The sequence below is a fragment of the Zymobacter sp. IVIA_12111.31 C1 genome, assembly GCF_047495495.1.
GTDB lineage: Bacteria > Pseudomonadota > Gammaproteobacteria > Pseudomonadales > Halomonadaceae > Zymobacter.
This window is the reverse complement of the sequence record NZ_CP179930.1, coordinates 647349-665456: the sequence shown is the minus strand read 5'-3', so window position 1 is coordinate 665456 and position 18108 is coordinate 647349. Positions and strand designations below refer to the sequence as shown.

General features: G+C 52.6%; 9 protein-coding genes, 2 tRNA genes and 3 rRNA genes. 2 read left to right on the top strand and 12 right to left on the bottom strand.

What is annotated here, in order from left to right:
• Window positions 1-667 precede the first annotated feature (667 nt).
• The gene (locus tag ACMHYW_RS02985; RefSeq protein WP_414500821.1) at window positions 668-1366 is read right to left on the bottom strand and encodes a GAD-like domain-containing protein; all 699 of its coding nucleotides are present in this window, start codon (window positions 1364-1366) and stop codon (window positions 668-670) included.
• Window positions 1367-1773: 407 nt separating this feature from the next.
• Between ACMHYW_RS02985 and ACMHYW_RS02980 the strand changes: the two genes are divergently transcribed.
• Complete coding sequence (locus ACMHYW_RS02980) at window positions 1774-2193, top strand: hypothetical protein (protein ID WP_414500820.1); 420 nt, start codon at window positions 1774-1776, stop codon at window positions 2191-2193.
• Window positions 2194-2471: 278 nt separating this feature from the next.
• On the opposite strand, the gene ACMHYW_RS02975 is transcribed toward ACMHYW_RS02980, so the two are convergent.
• Entirely contained in the window at window positions 2472-3656 is a 1185-nt protein-coding gene (locus tag ACMHYW_RS02975; protein ID WP_414500819.1) for an NAD(P)/FAD-dependent oxidoreductase, read from the bottom strand.
• Window positions 3657-4484: 828 nt separating this feature from the next.
• Here ACMHYW_RS02975 and ACMHYW_RS02970 point away from each other — a divergent pair.
• The gene (locus tag ACMHYW_RS02970; RefSeq protein WP_414500818.1) at window positions 4485-4637 is read left to right on the top strand and encodes a hypothetical protein; all 153 of its coding nucleotides are present in this window, start codon (window positions 4485-4487) and stop codon (window positions 4635-4637) included.
• A 370-nt stretch (window positions 4638-5007) separates the two neighbouring features.
• Here ACMHYW_RS02970 and rrf read toward each other — a convergent pair.
• The 10 genes from rrf to ACMHYW_RS02920 form a co-directional block, all read right to left on the bottom strand.
• Window positions 5008-5123 (bottom strand): 5S ribosomal RNA (gene rrf / locus ACMHYW_RS02965).
• A 123-nt stretch (window positions 5124-5246) separates the two neighbouring features.
• A 23S ribosomal RNA gene (locus ACMHYW_RS02960) occupies window positions 5247-8146 on the bottom strand.
• Between the two features lie 344 nt (window positions 8147-8490).
• Window positions 8491-8566: transfer RNA gene (locus ACMHYW_RS02955), tRNA-Ala, on the bottom strand.
• A gap of 9 nt (window positions 8567-8575) precedes the next feature.
• Window positions 8576-8652: transfer RNA gene (locus ACMHYW_RS02950), tRNA-Ile, on the bottom strand.
• Between the two features lie 108 nt (window positions 8653-8760).
• Window positions 8761-10300, bottom strand: a 16S ribosomal RNA gene (locus ACMHYW_RS02945).
• The 16S, 23S and 5S rRNA genes sit together here with 2 tRNA genes alongside, the layout of an rRNA operon.
• Window positions 10301-10800: 500 nt before the next feature.
• The gene (locus ACMHYW_RS02940; RefSeq protein ID WP_414500817.1) at window positions 10801-13881 is read right to left on the bottom strand and encodes an efflux RND transporter permease subunit; all 3081 of its coding nucleotides are present in this window, start codon (window positions 13879-13881) and stop codon (window positions 10801-10803) included.
• Complete coding sequence (locus ACMHYW_RS02935) at window positions 13878-15002, bottom strand: efflux RND transporter periplasmic adaptor subunit (protein WP_414500816.1); 1125 nt, start codon at window positions 15000-15002, stop codon at window positions 13878-13880. The genes ACMHYW_RS02940 and ACMHYW_RS02935 overlap by 4 nt, the downstream gene beginning before the upstream one ends.
• A 60-nt stretch (window positions 15003-15062) precedes the next feature.
• The gene (locus tag ACMHYW_RS02930; protein WP_414500815.1) at window positions 15063-15896 is read right to left on the bottom strand and encodes a MipA/OmpV family protein; all 834 of its coding nucleotides are present in this window, start codon (window positions 15894-15896) and stop codon (window positions 15063-15065) included.
• Window positions 15897-16002: 106 nt separating this feature from the next.
• Window positions 16003-17190: an ATP-binding protein gene (locus tag ACMHYW_RS02925; RefSeq protein WP_414500814.1), complete on the bottom strand. Its 1188-nt coding sequence runs from the start codon at window positions 17188-17190 to the stop codon at window positions 16003-16005.
• A 13-nt stretch (window positions 17191-17203) separates the two neighbouring features.
• Window positions 17204-17902, bottom strand: coding sequence for a response regulator (locus ACMHYW_RS02920; RefSeq protein WP_414500813.1), 699 nt, complete (start codon window positions 17900-17902; stop codon window positions 17204-17206).
• Between the last annotated feature and the right edge of the window lie 206 nt (window positions 17903-18108).

Here is an 18108-nt window from a genome sequence, read left to right as displayed (position 1 = left end):
CCTGCTTCTCGATAGCTCATTTATTGCCCAGCTGGGAAATAACAATCACTACCTGTAATTCATCATCCTCTGAAAATAGGCTCGATACTTGGATAGCTATAATAGTCGCCCTCCATTACACTTTTAGAAGAAGTATGAACCAAGCGTGCCACCATCCTCGTGTCATACGAAAGCAATGGCGAGCCAATACGCTCTTCGCAAAAGCCTATCTTCTCAGAACAACCTAGACACCATAAATATCATTAAAATTCAGAGGCATCATGCTCTATTCAATGAATGCATGATTTAATTCCCTCTCAGCCAGAAGCATTTTTACGGGCTCACCGATCCCCCACTTTACCCAAAAGCTTCTTGTCAGCCTATTGCCGTGTTAGCTAATTTCTGGAGTCTCTATGTGATATTACTGCTCAATATAATCATCACCTAGCAGGCCAAAATTAGTACCTATATTTATATACTATAACAAGTGTACAAAAAACCGGTTGCACATTATCAAACAAAAAATATCAAAATCATATTATGTATGACGGCACATCATACTGCAGTAGTGGTAAAAAAACACAATAGCATATCTAAGACGTATTTTATCAATAGTGCCCGTCGCCCTATTCAGTCATGTGTAACTTAGGATATATAAAAGCTGATTAGCTATCTGTCTATTCAGGTTCTACATAAGGTTTTCAAGATAGGATTGCTTTAACACAGCTCCCATATCTTGCATGATATGACGCTCGCCAACTTTGGCTAAGTGCGTCATATGGGCGATGGCATGGACGCGGGCGAAGTGCTCAATGCGGTAAGGGGCGCATTCAATAAAGGCAGGGGCACGACCATACATTTCATCGGAACGGAGAGAACCCAAACGCTCACGCAGGGGCATGAACAATGGTTGATTATCAATGTCAAGAATATCGAGATTGGAACGGCATAGAGTGGCCATGAACTCCTGAACCAGGACATTCATATTCTGCGAACTTCCACAGCCAATATCATCACTACGATCAGCAGGGAATATCTGCCCAAACAAAGTTTGAATTGTCAGACTGTCCGCTGTTTTTTCCCCCCACAGAAAAAGCTCACCGAATGCCGACCGCGCAATAACATGGTAGCGATCACGGTATTCAAAGGGAGAACCTGCTAACCACAAGGCTACGACTTCCTCATATTCAGCCGGATTAACAAGCCAGAATAACCCATCGGCAAAACCAGCCCACCCCCAATACCGCCAATACTCTATTAGTTTACGAGGTAAACGGTACTCATAATATCGTATCGCAGCCTCTGGAACACAGACAGTATCATTGATAGGACCAAATCCAGCATCCCTATAAAAGGATATAAACCCAGAGTCCATTACATCCATCATGCTTTTCACCACCTAATTTTATGATTCTACATATCATGGTTCATCTTCCATTATTATATTACAGTAATCAAAACGATGCCTTGTTATCTATAAAAAATCACGCTTGAATATATTCACCTTAATTTTTATCACATTATCCCCAAAATAACAAACAGTTACCACTATTCATTAAACGGTAAGGCTATGTGCCAAACTCTTAACTATTCTTATTAAGCAGCAATGACAATGATTGTAGCTGTATCGGCCTGCATCAAATCATAATGTGCTCTTCCTGCTTTTTTCGCAAAAAAAAGTAGGTTCTTCAAGATTGAAAATTCACGGGCCAGTAAACGTATAGCCGCCAATATTCAAGCGCTCTATTTTATTTTTCCAAAAAGGAACGTAGATAGGTACCAGGTGCCATATTCTTGCAACGATTCCCCGTTATCGAATTCTTCACAGAAAAAATGTACAAGAACTGGCAACTGGCAACTGGCAACTGGCAACTGGCAACTGGCAACTGGCAACTGGCAACTGGCAACTGGCAACTGGCAACTGGCAACTGGCAACTGGCAACTGGCAACTGGCAACTGGCAACTGGCAACTGGCAACTGGCAACTGGCAACTGGCAACTGGCAACTGGCAACTGGCAACTGGCAACTGGCAACTGGCAACTGGCAACTGGCAACTGGCAACTGGCAACTGGCAACTGGCAACTGGCAACTGGCAACTGGCAACGCAGTATTGTGAGGGAGGATTATAGTGATGCAAGCATCATCTTCAAATATTACATATATTTTTCATTTAATGGAAACAAAACAGAATCTTCACAAATAAAAAAACAATGACATTATGTTCATGAAATAATTAATTCATAAATTATAATTTTCATTCCGACCACAATAAATCCACTCGTCAATTAAAAAATCAGCTCATAGTCGTATAAAAATATATTTTCGAAATAAAAATTAAAGGCACATATATAATAATAAAACAGATGACGTTGGTCTGTATAAAACTAAAACATAGATTACACACCTTTTATGATTATGTATAAGCCATTATTTTTTAGCAGTAAGGCTGTAAAAATGCCTATTTTACAGCCCTCTTTCATCATATGTAGCAATTATATGGCCTGCCCACATGCCACCCCAGAAGCCCACGCCCACTGAAAATTAAACCCGCCTAACCGCCCAGTGACATCGAGAACTTCACCTATAAAATAAAGATTGGGAATGGTTTTAACACCCATATCTTTAGATGAGATTAAACGGGTATCAATTCCCCCTAATGTCACTTCCGCCGTACGCCACCCTTCCGTACCCGCCGGTTTCAACTCACATTCTTGAATAGCACTACTAAGTTGCTTTAAATAAGCATTACTGCATTCCGCCAGTATCGTATCTTTCTCACAAAACCAGTGGACAAGCGCCTGAGCTAAACGCTTAGGCAAACGTTCGGATAGCATCGTCACCACTGACTTTCTAGGCGACGTTTCTCGCCACTCAATCAGATCATCATAGAGAATACTATCCGGCCACCAGTTAATCTTCAGAGCCTGCCCTGGTACCCAATCACCGGAGATATCCAATACAGCAGGACCTGAAATCCCACGATGAGTCAGAAGAACATCGCCTCGAACTATCGCATCACCACATTGGACATCCACGAGAGTGGCTAGACCTGCCAAAGCGGCAAAGCGCTCTTTCCACAGTGATGTCAATGTAAAAGGCACCAGAGCCGGGCGGGTATCCCACACCTTTAGCCCGAACTGACGTGCAAGCTCAAAACCAAAGCCCGTTGCCCCAAGGGTAGGGATAGAGTAGCCACCCGTTGCGATAACTAGCTTTGTCGTGCGCAACTGTCCTTCTGTAGTTTTAAGGCAGAAGCCCTCTCCATCACGCGCTACAGCATCAACACCCACGCTACACTGCAAAGCAACACCAGCCCACTCACACTCCGTGGTCAACATCTCAACGATGGGCTTTGCCGAGTCACGGCAGAAGAGTTGCCCAGGCGCTTTTTCAACATGATCAATGTCATGACGCTCCACGAGTTCGAGAAAATCATAAGGCGTATAACGCTTCAGAGCTGAAATGCAGAAATGGGGATCATGGGAGCGATAATCATCCGGGGTAGCATTAAGGTTGGTAAAATTACAACGCCCACCACCTGACATCAGAATTTTTTTGCCGGGCCGGTTAGCATGATCGAGCAACAGCACTTTCTTGCCACGATAGCCTGCTGTAGCGGCACACATCATTCCAGAGGCACCCGCTCCGATAACAACCACATCCCACTGAGTATCCATATGCCAACCCTAATCGCCGTATCACTAGTGACAGCAAGTATACCTTATTCTCCCAAACACCCAATGTTTAGATAGACCATAAACGTAATTTATTAAAAAAGAGAAATTAAAAACAATAAAAATTGTAAAATTAAATAATCAATAAATACAACAAGAAATTAAAAATAAAAGTAATCGACTAACTAAAAATAATTAATAGAAGATAGAAAAACTCAAAGTAGATACGTCGATAAAAATGAAATGACACCAATAATTAACACATTAACCATATTAGTCGTGATATTTAGATATTTTACGTAAAGGCATAAAAAGAACAATGCAACGAGAAAACATTATTAAAGCGGTGTCCATAAAGAAAAGTAAATGGTACATATTCTCTCTGAAAGAAGCTCATAGACTTATTATCTTGGTAATACAGAAACAAGAGTAAATAAAATCGGAGCTCTGTAAATGTAGTGCTACAACCCAAGGCATTTTTGCCCGATGCCCGAGTTTCTAATGGATCAGGTTCTTTGCAGCAGATGCCTTACTTGCAGACATGCCTACATCACCAAATCCTAGGAGACAACGAAGGTGGCATACCCTAATGCGGCAAGCTCTGAATGAGCCCATTCGCCATAAGAGGCTGTTTCATAACCTGAGTGATTGCTTTTACCGTTTCTAAAATAGACGGTTTCTACCGCAATATTGTGGCTTGAGACCCCTCAATGACATGGGTATTGAGGTTATGAAACACGCTTTAAAGAGAGAGGAGAGAATACGATTAGGTGTTAAGGCGTTCCAAGTCGGATCCATCAAAAAAAGACCGTACAGCAGTAGCGTGGTTCTTTGAAGGAGATAAAAGAGGTCAGCCTGCGCATCGCCGAGGCGGTCGCTCAGCAAGCCGTTGAAGATGGCGTAACGGAAGGCCGTGATAGCGCTCACCTGAAGGAACGCAGTGAGACGCACTTCTGGACGCCAGAGTACGCTCGCTACTGCTAGACGCTAGAGCATTGACGCCTCGTCGATAACACAACACCCCGATGATCTGCGGCTCAGGCCATCATCGGGGGTGTTTTTATAACGGCATCTAGTGTTTGACTGTATTGATAGATGGGCGATCGGCAGACAGCGCTGGGGGGGGGGGGGAAGAACAATGTACTACTGACGCATCTGTCGTCTTGGTGGCAGGAGCTTCGCGGTTACGCTGCCCTTCTTCTTTTTTTCTCTTTGCTCATCTGCCGCTGTTGAGTGACGGCTCAGGATCTAGGGGCTGGCACGGCCGTTATTTGCCTTCGGCCTGCGCTTGCCTACCCTACCCCTCAAAGCAAATACCCCCGACCATTGCTGGCCGGGGGTATTCAGTAGAGATGCTTGACGATGACCTACTCTCACATGGGGAAGCCCCACACTACCATCGGCGCTGAGCGGTTTCACTTCTGAGTTCGGCATGGGATCAGGTGGTACCCGCTCGCTATGGTCGTCAAGCGTATTCGGTTCGGTCTCGATGCCTAAGGCACCGCTACCTAAATCTGTAAATCATGCTGGGCCGAGATCGTCTCGTCGCGTATCCGTTATTTTCGGATCGTGTCTATAACCCTTTGGGGTTATATGGTCAAGCCTCACGGACCATTAGTACACGTTAGCTCAACGCATTGACTGCGCTTCCACACCGTGCCTATCAACCTCGTAGTCTTCGAGGGTCCTTTAGGGGGCTCAAGGCCCCAGGGAAGTCTCATCTTGAAGGGGGCTTCCCGCTTAGATGCTTTCAGCGGTTATCCCGTCCGAACATAGCTACCCGGCAATGCCACTGGCGTGACAACCGGAACACCAGAGGTTCGTCCACTCCGGTCCTCTCGTACTAGGAGCAGCTCTTCTCAAACTTCCAACGCCCACGGCAGATAGGGACCGAACTGTCTCACGACGTTCTAAACCCAGCTCGCGTACCACTTTAAATGGCGAACAGCCATACCCTTGGGACCGACTTCAGCCCCAGGATGTGATGAGCCGACATCGAGGTGCCAAACACCGCCGTCGATGTGAACTCTTGGGCGGTATCAGCCTGTTATCCCCGGAGTACCTTTTATCCGTTGAGCGATGGCCCTTCCATACAGAACCACCGGATCACTAGAACCTACTTTCGTACCTGCTCGACGTGTCTGTCTCGCAGTCAAGCACCCTTATGCTCTTGCACTCACTGCACGGTTTCCAACCGTACTGAGGGTACCTTCGTGCTCCTCCGTTACTCTTTGGGAGGAGACCGCCCCAGTCAAACTACCCACCACACACTGTCCTTCTACCGGATAACGGTAGCAAGTTAGAACGCCAATGATGTCAGGCTGGTATTTCAAGGTTGGCTCCACTGCAACTGGCGTCACAGTTTCAAAGCCTCCCAGCTATCCTACACAGACAACATCAGCATCCAGTGTGAAGCTATAGTAAAGGTTCACGGGGTCTTTCCGTCTAGCCGCGGGAACACTGCATCTTCACAGCGATTTCAATTTCACTGAGTCTCGGGTGGAGACAGTGTGGCCATCATTACGCCATTCGTGCAGGTCGGAACTTACCCGACAAGGAATTTCGCTACCTTAGGACCGTTATAGTTACGGCCGCCGTTTACCGGGGCTTCGATCAGGAGCTTCGGACGAGTCCTAACACCATCAATTAACCTTCCGGCACCGGGCAGGCGTCACACCCTATACGTCCGCTCACGCGTTAGCAGAGTGCTGTGTTTTTAATAAACAGTTGCAGCCACCTGGTATCTTCGACCGGTTGGGGCTCTGAGAGCGAGTCTCTTCACCTTACGCCGGCGCACCTTCTCCCGAAGTTACGGTGCCATTTTGCCTAGTTCCTTCACCCGAGTTCTCTCAAGCGCCTTGGTATTCTCTACCTGACCACCTGTGTCGGTTTGGGGTACGGTCACACAGTACCTGAAGCTTAGAGGTTTTTCCTGGAAGCGTGGCATCAATGACTTCCTGAGTCCGAGGAATCAGTTCGTCTCGTATCTCGACCTTAAGCAAGCGGATTTGCCTACTTGCTCAGCCTACATACTTTCACCAGGACAACCGTCGCCTGGCTCACCTAGCCTTCTCCGTCACCCCATCGCAGTACTGTCTGGTACAGGAATATTAACCTGTTTCCCATCGACTACGCCTTTCGGCCTCGCCTTAGGGGCCGACTCACTCTGCTCCGATTAACGTCGAACAGAAAACCTTGGTCTTCCGGCGAGGGAGGTTTTCACTCCCTTTATCGTTACTCATGTCAGCATTCGCACTTGTGATACCTCCAGCATGCCTTACAGCACACCTTCGCAGGCTTACACAACGCTCCTCTACCGCTCAACACTTAAGTGTTGAACCCGTAGCTTCGGTACTTGGTTTGAGCCCCGTTACATCTTCCGCGCAGGCCGACTCGACTAGTGAGCTATTACGCTTTCTTTAAAGGGTGGCTGCTTCTAAGCCAACCTCCTAGCTGTCTGAGCCTTCCCACATCGTTTCCCACTTAACCAAGATTTTGGGACCTTAGCTGACGGTCTGGGTTGTTTCCCTTTTCACGACGGACGTTAGCACCCGCCGTGTGTCTCCCATGCTGCACTCACCGGTATTCGGAGTTTGCCTCGGGTTGGTAAGTCGGGATGACCCCCTAGCCGAAACAGTGCTCTACCCCCGGCGGTGATACATGAGGCGCTACCTAAATAGCTTTCGAGGAGAACCAGCTATCTCCGAGCTTGATTAGCCTTTCACTCCGATCCACAAGTCATCCGAATCTTTTTCAACAGATCCCGGTTCGGTCCTCCAGTTGATGTTACTCAACCTTCAACCTGCTCATGGATAGATCGCCCGGTTTCGGGTCTATTCCCAGCAACTATGTCGCCCATTTAAGACTCGGTTTCCCTACGCCTCCCCTATACGGTTAAGCTCGCTACTGAGAATAAGTCGCTGACCCATTATACAAAAGGTACGCAGTCACAGAACAAGTCTGCTCCCACTGCTTGTACGCACACGGTTTCAGGATCTATTTCACTCCCCTCACTGGGGTTCTTTTCGCCTTTCCCTCACGGTACTAGTTCACTATCGGTCAGCCAGGAGTATTTAGCCTTGGAGGATGGTCCCCCCATGTTCAGTCAAAGTTTCACGTGCTCCGACCTACTCGATTTCACCTTAATTGCATTTTCGCGTACGGGGCTATCACCCACTATGGCGTGCATTTCCAAACACTTCCGCTAATACAACTAAGACTTAAGGGCTAGTCCCCGGTCGCTCGCCGCTACTGGGGGAATCTCGGTTGATTTCTTTTCCTCGGGGTACTTAGATGTTTCAGTTCTCCCGGTTTGCCTCCATACCCTATGTATTCAGGTAAGGATACCCGTCTTATGACGGGTGGGTTTCCCCATTCAGAGATCACCGGATCAAAGGTCATTTGCCACCTCCCCGATGCTTATCGCAGGCTATCACGTCTTTCATCGCCTCTGGCTGCCTAGGCATCCACCGTGTGCGCTTAATCGCTTGACCATATAACCCGAAAGAGTCATAGATCACGATTCAAACGAAAACAATTTTCGCCGGATACGCTTGAGACGTATCTCATTTGCCAATGTCACGGCCTATCGGATAATGCTTCCGAGGAAGTAAAATCTGATCGCGTTCCATTGGACTTGGCATCAGCATGATTTACATTGTTAAAGAGCAATACTGCGAGCAAGAAGCTTGCAGTCAGGAAACAACATTCATCACACGCTGTATCGTTGACTATTAAGACATCTAATAATCAATCATAACGCGATGAAGATTGGTTCGTGACTAGAAGCTAGATCACTAAACTAAGTACTGGAGAACCGGCCATCAAGACAGTCAGATGGTGGAGCCAAGGAGGATCGAACTCCTGACCTCCTGCGTGCAAGGCAGGCGCTCTCCCAGCTGAGCTATGGCCCCATATAATAATGGTGGGTCTGGGCAGACTCGAACTGCCGACCTCACCCTTATCAGGGGTGCGCTCTAACCAACTGAGCTACAGACCCGGCAACTGCTTGCGCACGGCCAGGGAATATCCCCTGCAGTACTTCGCTCTACTACGATCAGGCAATTTGTTGTGGACACTTGAGATCACGAGGTGATCATTTTACGTTTAAGGAGGTGATCCAGCCGCAGGTTCCCCTACGGCTACCTTGTTACGACTTCACCCCAGTCATGAACCACACCGTGGTAACCGTTTTCCCGAAGGTTAAACTAGCCACTTCTGGTGCAATCCACTCCCATGGTGTGACGGGCGGTGTGTACAAGGCCCGGGAACGTATTCACCGCGACATTCTGATTCGCGATTACTAGCGATTCCGACTTCACGGAGTCGAGTTGCAGACTCCGATCCGGACTGAGGCGAGCTTTCTGGGATTAGCTTCACGTCGCCGCTTCGCAACCCTCTGTACTCGCCATTGTAGCACGTGTGTAGCCCTACTCGTAAGGGCCATGATGACTTGACGTCGTCCCCACCTTCCTCCGGTTTGTCACCGGCAGTCTCCTTAGAGTTCCCGACCGAATCGCTGGCAAATAAGGATAGGGGTTGCGCTCGTTACGGGACTTAACCCAACATTTCACAACACGAGCTGACGACAGCCATGCAGCACCTGTCTCAGAGTTCCCGAAGGCACCAATCCATCTCTGGAAAGTTCTCTGGATGTCAAGAGTAGGTAAGGTTCTTCGCGTTGCATCGAATTAAACCACATGCTCCACCGCTTGTGCGGGCCCCCGTCAATTCATTTGAGTTTTAGTCTTGCGACCGTACTCCCCAGGCGGTCAACTTAGTGCGTTAGCTGCGCCACTAAATCCTCAAGGGATCCAACGGCTAGTTGACATCGTTTACGGCGTGGACTACCAGGGTATCTAATCCTGTTTGCTACCCACGCTTTCGCGCCTCAGCGTCAGTGTCAGTCCAGAAGGCCGCCTTCGCCACTGGTATTCCTCCAGATCTCTACGCATTTCACCGCTACACCTGGAATTCTACCTTCCTCTCCTGCACTCAAGTCTGCCAGTTCCAAATGCTGTTCCCAGGTTAAGCCCGGGGCTTTCACATCTGGCTTAACAGACCGCCTACGCGCCCTTTACGCCCAGTAATTCCGATTAACGCTCGCACCCTCCGTATTACCGCGGCTGCTGGCACGGAGTTAGCCGGTGCTTCTTCTGTGGGTGATGTCCTTCCTGAAACGTATTAGGCCTCAGGCTTTCTTCCCCACTGAAAGTGCTTTACAACCCTAAGGCCTTCTTCACACACGCGGCATGGCTGGATCAGGCTTTCGCCCATTGTCCAATATTCCCCACTGCTGCCTCCCGTAGGAGTCTGGGCCGTGTCTCAGTCCCAGTGTGGCTGATCATCCTCTCAGACCAGCTATGGATCGTTGCCTTGGTGAGCCATTACCTCACCAACTAGCTAATCCAACATGGGCTCATCCGATAGCGAAAGGTCCGAAGATCCCCTCCTTTCTCCCGTAGGACGTATGCGGTATTAGCGTGCGTTTCCACACGTTATCCCCCACTATCGGGCAGATTCCCATGCATTACTCACCCGTCCGCCGCTCGCCACCAGGAAGCAAGCTTCCCGTGCTGCCGCTCGACTTGCATGTGTTAGGCCTGCCGCCAGCGTTCAATCTGAGCCATGATCAAACTCTTCAGTTTAAATCTTTCATTGGTCATTAGGTGACCAATCCGGCTCGAGTATCGAAACAACTCATTGAATCGATGAGTTACTTGATGCTCGAAATGATGATTCACTTCGAAAACCTCAAGCACCCACACAAATTGCCTGATCATCTTGTTAAAGAGCGTCTTGCGAGCGACGTTTGCTGCTCAGCAAGTGGAAGCACATTCTACATTTTCTGAAGAATTTGTCAACCGCCGATTTAGCGATCGTTTCAGGAGATCACACAACCATCTCAACTGAAACACCTTCAAGAAAAAGCGAAGACCTACAAGAGGTTAGCTTCCGTGCCACCCGGCGTTTGCCCTGGCAGCGAGGGCGTACCTTACAGAGATCACCCCGGGTTGGCAAGGGCTTTTTCACCCTATCGCAAGATGCGTCATGCAGCACGTCCAGAAAAGGAAATGGCGCCCAATGAAGAAAAGGCGCCATAAGTTAACGGTTTATCAGGCAATGGGGCATTGCCATCGCACTAGCGCTATTTGCTCCCTTCTTCTACTAGGTCGTCGGGTTCTACCGTCGTCAGTCGAGCCAGACGCGGGCCGAGCCACACACGTATGGCTTCCATGCGCGCAAAGACGACCGGCACACAGACCAGACTCAGCAGCGTGGAGGTGACCAAACCGCCAATGACAGCCGTTGCCATCGGGATTCTGAAGCCTGAATCAGCGCCAAATCCCAACGCTGCGGGCACCATCCCTGCCACCATCGCCACTGTCGTCATCACAATAGGGCGAGCACGCATCATACCGGCATGCTTAAGCGCATCGTGCAGCGAACGCCCATCACGAAGCCCTTCTATCGTGAAATCGACCAGCAGAATCGCATTCTTGGTCACGATCCCCATCAGCATCAGCAGACCGATGATGGCCGGTAGATCCAATGCGGCCCCAATGAGCCACAGAGCCACAATGGCGCCAACCAAGGACAGCGGTAGCGTGAAGAGGATCGTGAGCGGCTGCAGGAAACTGCGAAACAGCAGCACCAGAATCGCGTACATGGTCAGAATGCTGGCCACCATCGTCAGCGAGAAGTTTTCGAACATTTCATCCATATACTCAGCATCGCCGTACGTCACTTGCTGCACACCTTCGGGCAGGTGCTGCAATGTCGGCAACGCCTGTGCAGCATCCAGAGCTTCGCCCAGTGATGCTGACTGCAAATTGGCTTCGATACTGATGCGACGCTGGCGGTCATGGCGATCGATACGTGCCTGGCCTTCACCGTACTGGATATCAGCAACGGCGGACAGCGGTACGCCCTTCTCATGCGTCAGGCTTGAAATACGCAGACTGCCCAGCACATCCAGATCGGAGCGATCGCGTTCGGACAAGCGGACACGCAGCGGTATCTGACGCTCCTGCATATTGTAGTGCGCTGACTGAGCATCCTGCTCACCCGCCGTTGCCGTACGCAGCACGTCACCAATAGCGGTGGTACTGACCCCTAGACGTGCAGCATCGTCGGGGCGGGGGCGTACCTGCAGTTCCGGTCGTACAGGCGCCAGACTGATCTGCACGTTCGCCAGCTGTGGTAGCCGGCGCATGTCATTGGCCACGCGGCGGGCTGCGGCTTCCAATGCCGCTGCATCGCGCCCTACCAGCATGATTGAAACTTCGCTATTGCCTTCCACTAGGAACTGGAAACGCGTATCCGGTACAGCGGCCAGTCGGCTGCGGATATCGTACTCAAACGCTTTGCGCGAAAGCTGGCGCTCATCACGCGGCAACAGTGTGATGCTGAAGCTGGCTTCATCAGGTGATTCGGCAATGGCCAGCACATGCTTGACTGCCGGATGCGCACGAAGGATATCGGTGATGCGCTGCGTCAGCTGCTGAGCCTGTGCACCGGAGCTGCCGGGCGATAGCGTGACGCGCAGCTGGGACAGGCTCGCGTCATTAGCTGGAAGGAAGCCGCTTGGCAAAGTACCCCCTACCCATATCGACACTACAAAGAGTGCCGTGGCAGCGGCCAGCGTTTTCCACGGGTGCCGTAAGGCGAGATCCAGCATGCTGACATAGCGCCGCATCAGCCCGCTTTTCGGTGATTCATCCTCATGCGCGGATACCGTGGACGCAGGCACCGCACGCATGAAGTAAGCGGCCAGTAACGGCGTCAGAAAACGTGCCACCAGCAGCGAGCACAGCACCGCTATGGCCGAGGTTAAGCCAAACTGGCGGAAATACTGGCCGATGACACCGGGCACGAACCCTACCGGTGCGAAGACCGCCACGATCGTCAGTGTCGTGGCCAGTACGGCCAGTGAGATGCCATCCGCGGCATGCAACGCTGCGCGGTAGGGCCGTTCTCCCATGTGGATATGGCGATCTATGTTTTCGATCTCGACGATGGCGTCGTCGACAAGAATGCCGATGACCAGCGTCAGTGCCAGCATCGTGATGCTGTTGAGCGTGAAGTTCAGCCACAGCATGGCAAGAAACACCGGCAGAATCGACAGCGGCAAGGCAATGGCAGCTATCGCCGTTGCACGCCAGTCACGCAGGAACAAGAAGACCACCAAGATCGTCAGGACGGCCCCTTCTACAAGCGTATGCATGGCAGTGCTGTAGCTGGCGCTGGTATAGGCCACCGTCGAGGTCACTTCATGCATGGCAATGCCCGGCTGCTGAGCCTGCAGCGCTTGCAGTCGTTCGGCGACACGCTCGGCGACTTGGGTATCGCTGTAGCCTTTTCCTCGCCAGATGGAGAACCCTACCGCAGGCTCGCCGTTGAACTGAGCAAAACCAGAGGGTTCGGTAACGGTCTCTCGGATGTGCGCCAGTTCGCCCAACGGCAACCAGCGCCCACCAGGCATCGCAATAGGTAAGGTTCCTAGCGTATCGGGCCGCGCCTGCCGCCCCTGTACGCGAATCGTGTGGCGTTGGACAGACGTTTCCAGATGACCGCCAGGCACGTTGACATAAGTATCACGCAGCTGAGCATTCAGCGTTTCGATGCTCATGCCATACTGCGCCAGCACAGCGGGGTCCGGTTCGATACGCAGTTCCTGCGTGGCGCCGCCAAAGCGAGTGACGCGCTGGACACCCGGTACGGCTAAAAGCTCTCGGCGAACGGTATCATCCACATACCATGATAGCGCGGCAGAAGATTGCCCCGGAGCGTCTAGTACGTACTGCAGCATGGCCCCGCCTTCGACATCCACGCGCTGAATGACCGGCTCGGGTATGTTCTGAGGCAGTTCACCGCGGATCTCTCCGATAGCGGCACGCACATCACTGACCGCACGATCGGGGTCTGTTCCCAACTGAAATTCAACGGTGGTGTCACTTTCAGAGGCCTTGGCGGTCGACTCGATATGACGCACACCAGACAGCCCAGTCAACGCATTTTCGACGCGACGGGTTATCTCCGATTCAATTTCAGAAGGTGCGGCACCGGGCTGTACGACGGCAACGCTGACCAGCGGAAAGGCAACCGGCGGGTTGGCATTCACGGGCAAGCGCAGGAAAGCCATAACACCGGCCAGCGTCAGTACGCAGAACAACACGACGGTAGGGATCGGGTGACGAATCGCCCAAGAAGATAGTCCTTGTTTCATGGCTGCACGCTCGTGGTGGTATGAGTGGCAAGGGGCACGCCTTCGACCCTTTCCCCTTCCGACAACAAAGCGGCACCGGCCAACACGACCGTATCCTGAGGCGTCACGCCGTGACTGATTTCAACCCATTCGCCATCGCGCCCACCTGTGCTCACATCCACGCGCTTGACGCGCTGATCCGCACCAACAACGAATACATAGGTAGAGCGACCGTCATTGCCGTAACGCAGTGCACGCGCATCCAGCGCCAGTGCTTGGTGCTCATCCAATGACAGTTGAACGCTGCCTGTCGTACCCGCCCGCAGACGTGACAGCGCACCATCAGTTGCCGTGATGCGTACATCGCCATACCCGGTATCGCTATCCACAGCCGCCGCGACCTGTCTGACCTGCCCAGGCAGGTGACGTGATGACAGGGTCAGCTGAGCGGGCATTCCGACAGAAATGTCCGACAGCACGGAGGCCGGCACCTGCGCACTGAACTCAAGCTCACCGTCACGCACCAGGGTAAACAAAGGGGTCTGCGCATTGACCAGTGCACCGGTCTGTACCTGCCGCTGGACGATCAGCCCCGCAACAGGAGCTCGTACTTCGGCATGCGCTAGCTGGATACGGGCCGCTTCCGTTTGGGCGCGCATCTGCTTCACCGCGGCCTGTGCCTGCTCATATTCTGCCTGAGCACTGGCGTAGGCAGCAGTGGCCGCTTCCAGTTCCTGTGTGCTGATCGCTCCGTCAGGCTGCAAGCGACGAGCGCGGTCAAGTGCCGATGCCGTTTCCTTCATATGCGACTGAGCATGCACCCGTTCAGCACGACTACGCTGTATGCCCTGCTGGGACTGTTCAAGCTGCGCGGACAAGGCATTACGTTCGAGGCGTGCAAGCACCTGCCCTTGCTGCACTCGCATACCGACATCGGCCAGCACTTCACGTACACGCACGCTGTCCAGCGGTGCCATCACCGTGACCTCTTCTCGCGCCACCCAGCGCCCAGAAGCTGTCACCCGCCGAGCCATCGTGCGCGCCTGTGCATGCTGAGTTTCTACGCGCTGGGCAGAAGGCGATACAGGCTGCTCTTCCGCCCACACCTTCTCCTGTGCACCAAGCACTATCACCAGCGCCATTGCCCACCACGCATGCCGTCCACATTTCCCATAGGAGATCATCGTTAGCCACCGCATGTCTTAGAACGTGTAATCCAGCATGGCGAACCCGGCAGCGCCGGTGCCGCTTTCCACGATAGGGCTGTGACGAGCGCGATCGCTGAATGCCATCAGATTGGCCCCCATCAGCAGGGTCCAGTGGGCGTTAAAGCTGTGCTGCCAGTCCAAAGAGGTGGAGTAAGCGTAGATGCCGGACTTAGCATCGAAGCGCTCGAAGCGCGAGGTACGTTCCTGCTGCTCGCTTACCCCGAAATAGGTGCGGTTATAGCGGCCATCCCCCATGTGGGCGTTGACACCAAGTGTCACCGTATCGGTCGAACTGTTGAACAGCGTGCTTTCTAACCCAAACCGATAGCGGTTACCGCGCTGATAACCTGCCACACGGAATTCGGCTTCGCCGCTGACAGCCAGCCATGGAGTGATGGCCTGAGAGAGCAACAAATCGGCGGTAGTGGCACCCGTCACATCGCCCATGCCGCGCAGACGATCTGAACCGGCTCGCCATGAGCTGTCATGATCTTTGCGACCAGGGTCATAGGCCAAAGCGCTGCTGATATAGAAACCGCTGTCATTCATGTATTCGGCACCGATACCACGCGTCGAATCAGCGAAAAAGATACCGCGAGAAAGACTGAGGGTTGGCAGCAGCAGCGCATGCGTCTGCTGAGAGCCCATATAGCGAGGGCTAACGATAGTGCCTAAGCCAACGGCAACGGTGGTCTTATCTCCCCACAGGCTGCGCGATGTCTCGGGCACGTTTTCTTGGGTCTGACTGGCGTGAGAAACGCATGCACATGCCAGTCCCATGACGGACAGCACGGCACGCAGAGGGGCCTTGAAGCGGCGTGTAGTCATTCGTACTGCTCCTCGCAAGGAATGTAGAGGAGAAGCAGTACACCAACGTCTTGGCAAGGGGGGCCTAAGAAAGGATCAATATTCGATGAAGAAAAGACGGATTCTCTTAACGGGGCAGGACGATACGAAGAGAAGCACCACCACCATCACGGTTATGGACGGTCAGATGCCCCCCGTGGGCCTGCACAATCGCGGCCGCTACGGCCAGCCCCAGCCCACTGCCTCCCGCATGCCGCGAACGCGAACTTTCCGCTCGCCAGAACCGGTCGCATGCACGCGCCAGATGCTCGGGAGCAAAACCGGGACCGCCATCATCGACGGCAATAAGCACACCACCCTCCTGCAACCGTGCCTGAAGTATGACCCAGCCCCCCGAGGCCGCGTAGCGCATGGCATTGTCGAGCAGGATAGACACTACTTGGCCGAGTCGATCCCGATCCGCTCGCAGCTGTAACGCATCATCCGCCTCGACCTGAGCCTGCATGCCCAGCTCTCGCAGTCGCGGAGCCGCCCAGGCCATGCGCTCTTCCAACAGCGACCGCACGGCAAAATCGCTCGGTGACAGTGCCAGCTGTTCCGCCGAGATCAGCGAGAGCAGATACAGGTCATTGATGAGGTGGTTCAGCTGGTCCAACTGACGCATGATCAGCTGGAAATTCTGTGTAGTAGGCTCGAAGACACCGTCCAGCATACCCTGCAGACGTCCCTTGGCGGCCGTCAGCGGAGTTCGCAGCTCATGCGCTGTAGCCGCACTGGAGGCTTGCAGCTCGCGCTCGCGCCGCTCTAGACGTTCGGCCATACGGTTGAAGTCGTCCGTTAAGCTGCGCAGCGCCTCGGGCGAGTGCTGGGCCAGTGCAGCACGGGAAGTGAAATCGCCTTGGGCGATCTGATCGGCCGAAATGGCCACAGCACTGAGCTGGCGCGACAGGCGCAGTGACATCCATGCCCCACCAACAAGGATCAGCGGAATCGACAGCACGATGAAGCCGCCGAAGAACAGCAGATCCTTGTTTTCAGACTCGTTGGTGAAGTATTCCCCGTACATGTATTCCCCGTAGATCTGCAGCAGACGCTGGCGGTCTCCTCGAGGCTGCGCTTCAAGCATATCCAGCTCTTGACGCACGGGCGCAGGAATCTTGGCCCGCAGGTGCCCTTCCCACCAAGCAAACCGCAGCCACATTCCACCACAGACGAACAGGATGGCCGACATCGCCAGCGCGATCATGCGCACGCCGATCCAGCGCCAGAGCGGCGCACCGGGACGCACTCTGCGTTTACGAAGGAATCCGATCATGGGGCGCGCACTCTCACGAGACGTTGCTGAAACGATAACCCAGCCCGCGCACAGTCAGCAGGACATCCTGCACGTTCACCTGTTCCAGCTTGCGGCGCAGATTGTAGATATGCACATCAACCACGCGTTCCAGCGCATCGCTTTCAGGCAAGCAGCGCTCTAGCAGCTCAGCACGCGAAAACATACGTGTAGGCCGTGCCATCAGCATGGCCAGCATGCTGAACTCCGTACGCGTCAGGTCGATCGGCTGACAGGCCCCGTCGACGTCAATGGATGCCTGCGCGGCTTCAACATCGACCACCAAATTGCCGTGCCGCAAACACTGACGGCGGTCCTGTGCGCTGCCACTCCAGCGCCGCAAGACCGCGTGGACACGCGCGACAACCTCACCGGGATTGTAGGGCTTGACCACATAGTCGTCGGCCCCGTACAGCAAGGAGTTGATGCGGTTCGACTCGCTGCCGACCGCCGTGACCATGATGACGGGCGTCGTCGAATGCTGGCGGATCGCGGCCATGACATCATTACCGCTCAGACCGGGCAGCATGATATCCAGCAGCACCAGATCGGGGCGCCACTGTGCATGCTGCTCCAAGGCTTGGTACCCATCGGCAACGTGGCGCGTCTGAAAACCATCTCGCTTCAGATAGGCACCTAATACCTCGGCGCCATCAAAATCGTCTTCGACGATCAACACTCTGCGCTGACTCATAGACCCGTTCTCTTCATGATATCTTGATAGTCCGTCAATATTCCCTTGATTCCAAAATGAGAATATCGCTTCCAATTTCAGCTCATATTTATTATCAACACCAAGCCTTACTTTTATCGTCGACCGGGCTTCATCATAGAAAATGATGTTATGCATTTCAATTAAACAATTTAATGCCATGCATTATTTAAGAAAGGAATGATCTG

What these genes read in the sequence shown, in the direction of transcription:
- ACMHYW_RS02985 (WP_414500821.1), bottom strand. Translation starts at nt 1,366, where the DNA reads ATGATGGATGTAATGGACTCTGGGTTTATATCCTTTTATAGGGATGCT.
- ACMHYW_RS02975 (WP_414500819.1), bottom strand. Translation starts at nt 3,656, where the DNA reads ATGGATACTCAGTGGGATGTGGTTGTTATCGGAGCGGGTGCCTCTGGA.
- ACMHYW_RS02940 (WP_414500817.1), bottom strand. Translation starts at nt 13,881, where the DNA reads ATGAAACAAGGACTATCTTCTTGGGCGATTCGTCACCCGATCCCTACC.
- ACMHYW_RS02935 (WP_414500816.1), bottom strand. Translation starts at nt 15,002, where the DNA reads ATGGCGCTGGTGATAGTGCTTGGTGCACAGGAGAAGGTGTGGGCGGAA.
- ACMHYW_RS02930 (WP_414500815.1), bottom strand. Translation starts at nt 15,896, where the DNA reads ATGACTACACGCCGCTTCAAGGCCCCTCTGCGTGCCGTGCTGTCCGTC.
- ACMHYW_RS02925 (WP_414500814.1), bottom strand. Translation starts at nt 17,190, where the DNA reads ATGATCGGATTCCTTCGTAAACGCAGAGTGCGTCCCGGTGCGCCGCTC.
- ACMHYW_RS02920 (WP_414500813.1), bottom strand. Translation starts at nt 17,902, where the DNA reads ATGAGTCAGCGCAGAGTGTTGATCGTCGAAGACGATTTTGATGGCGCC.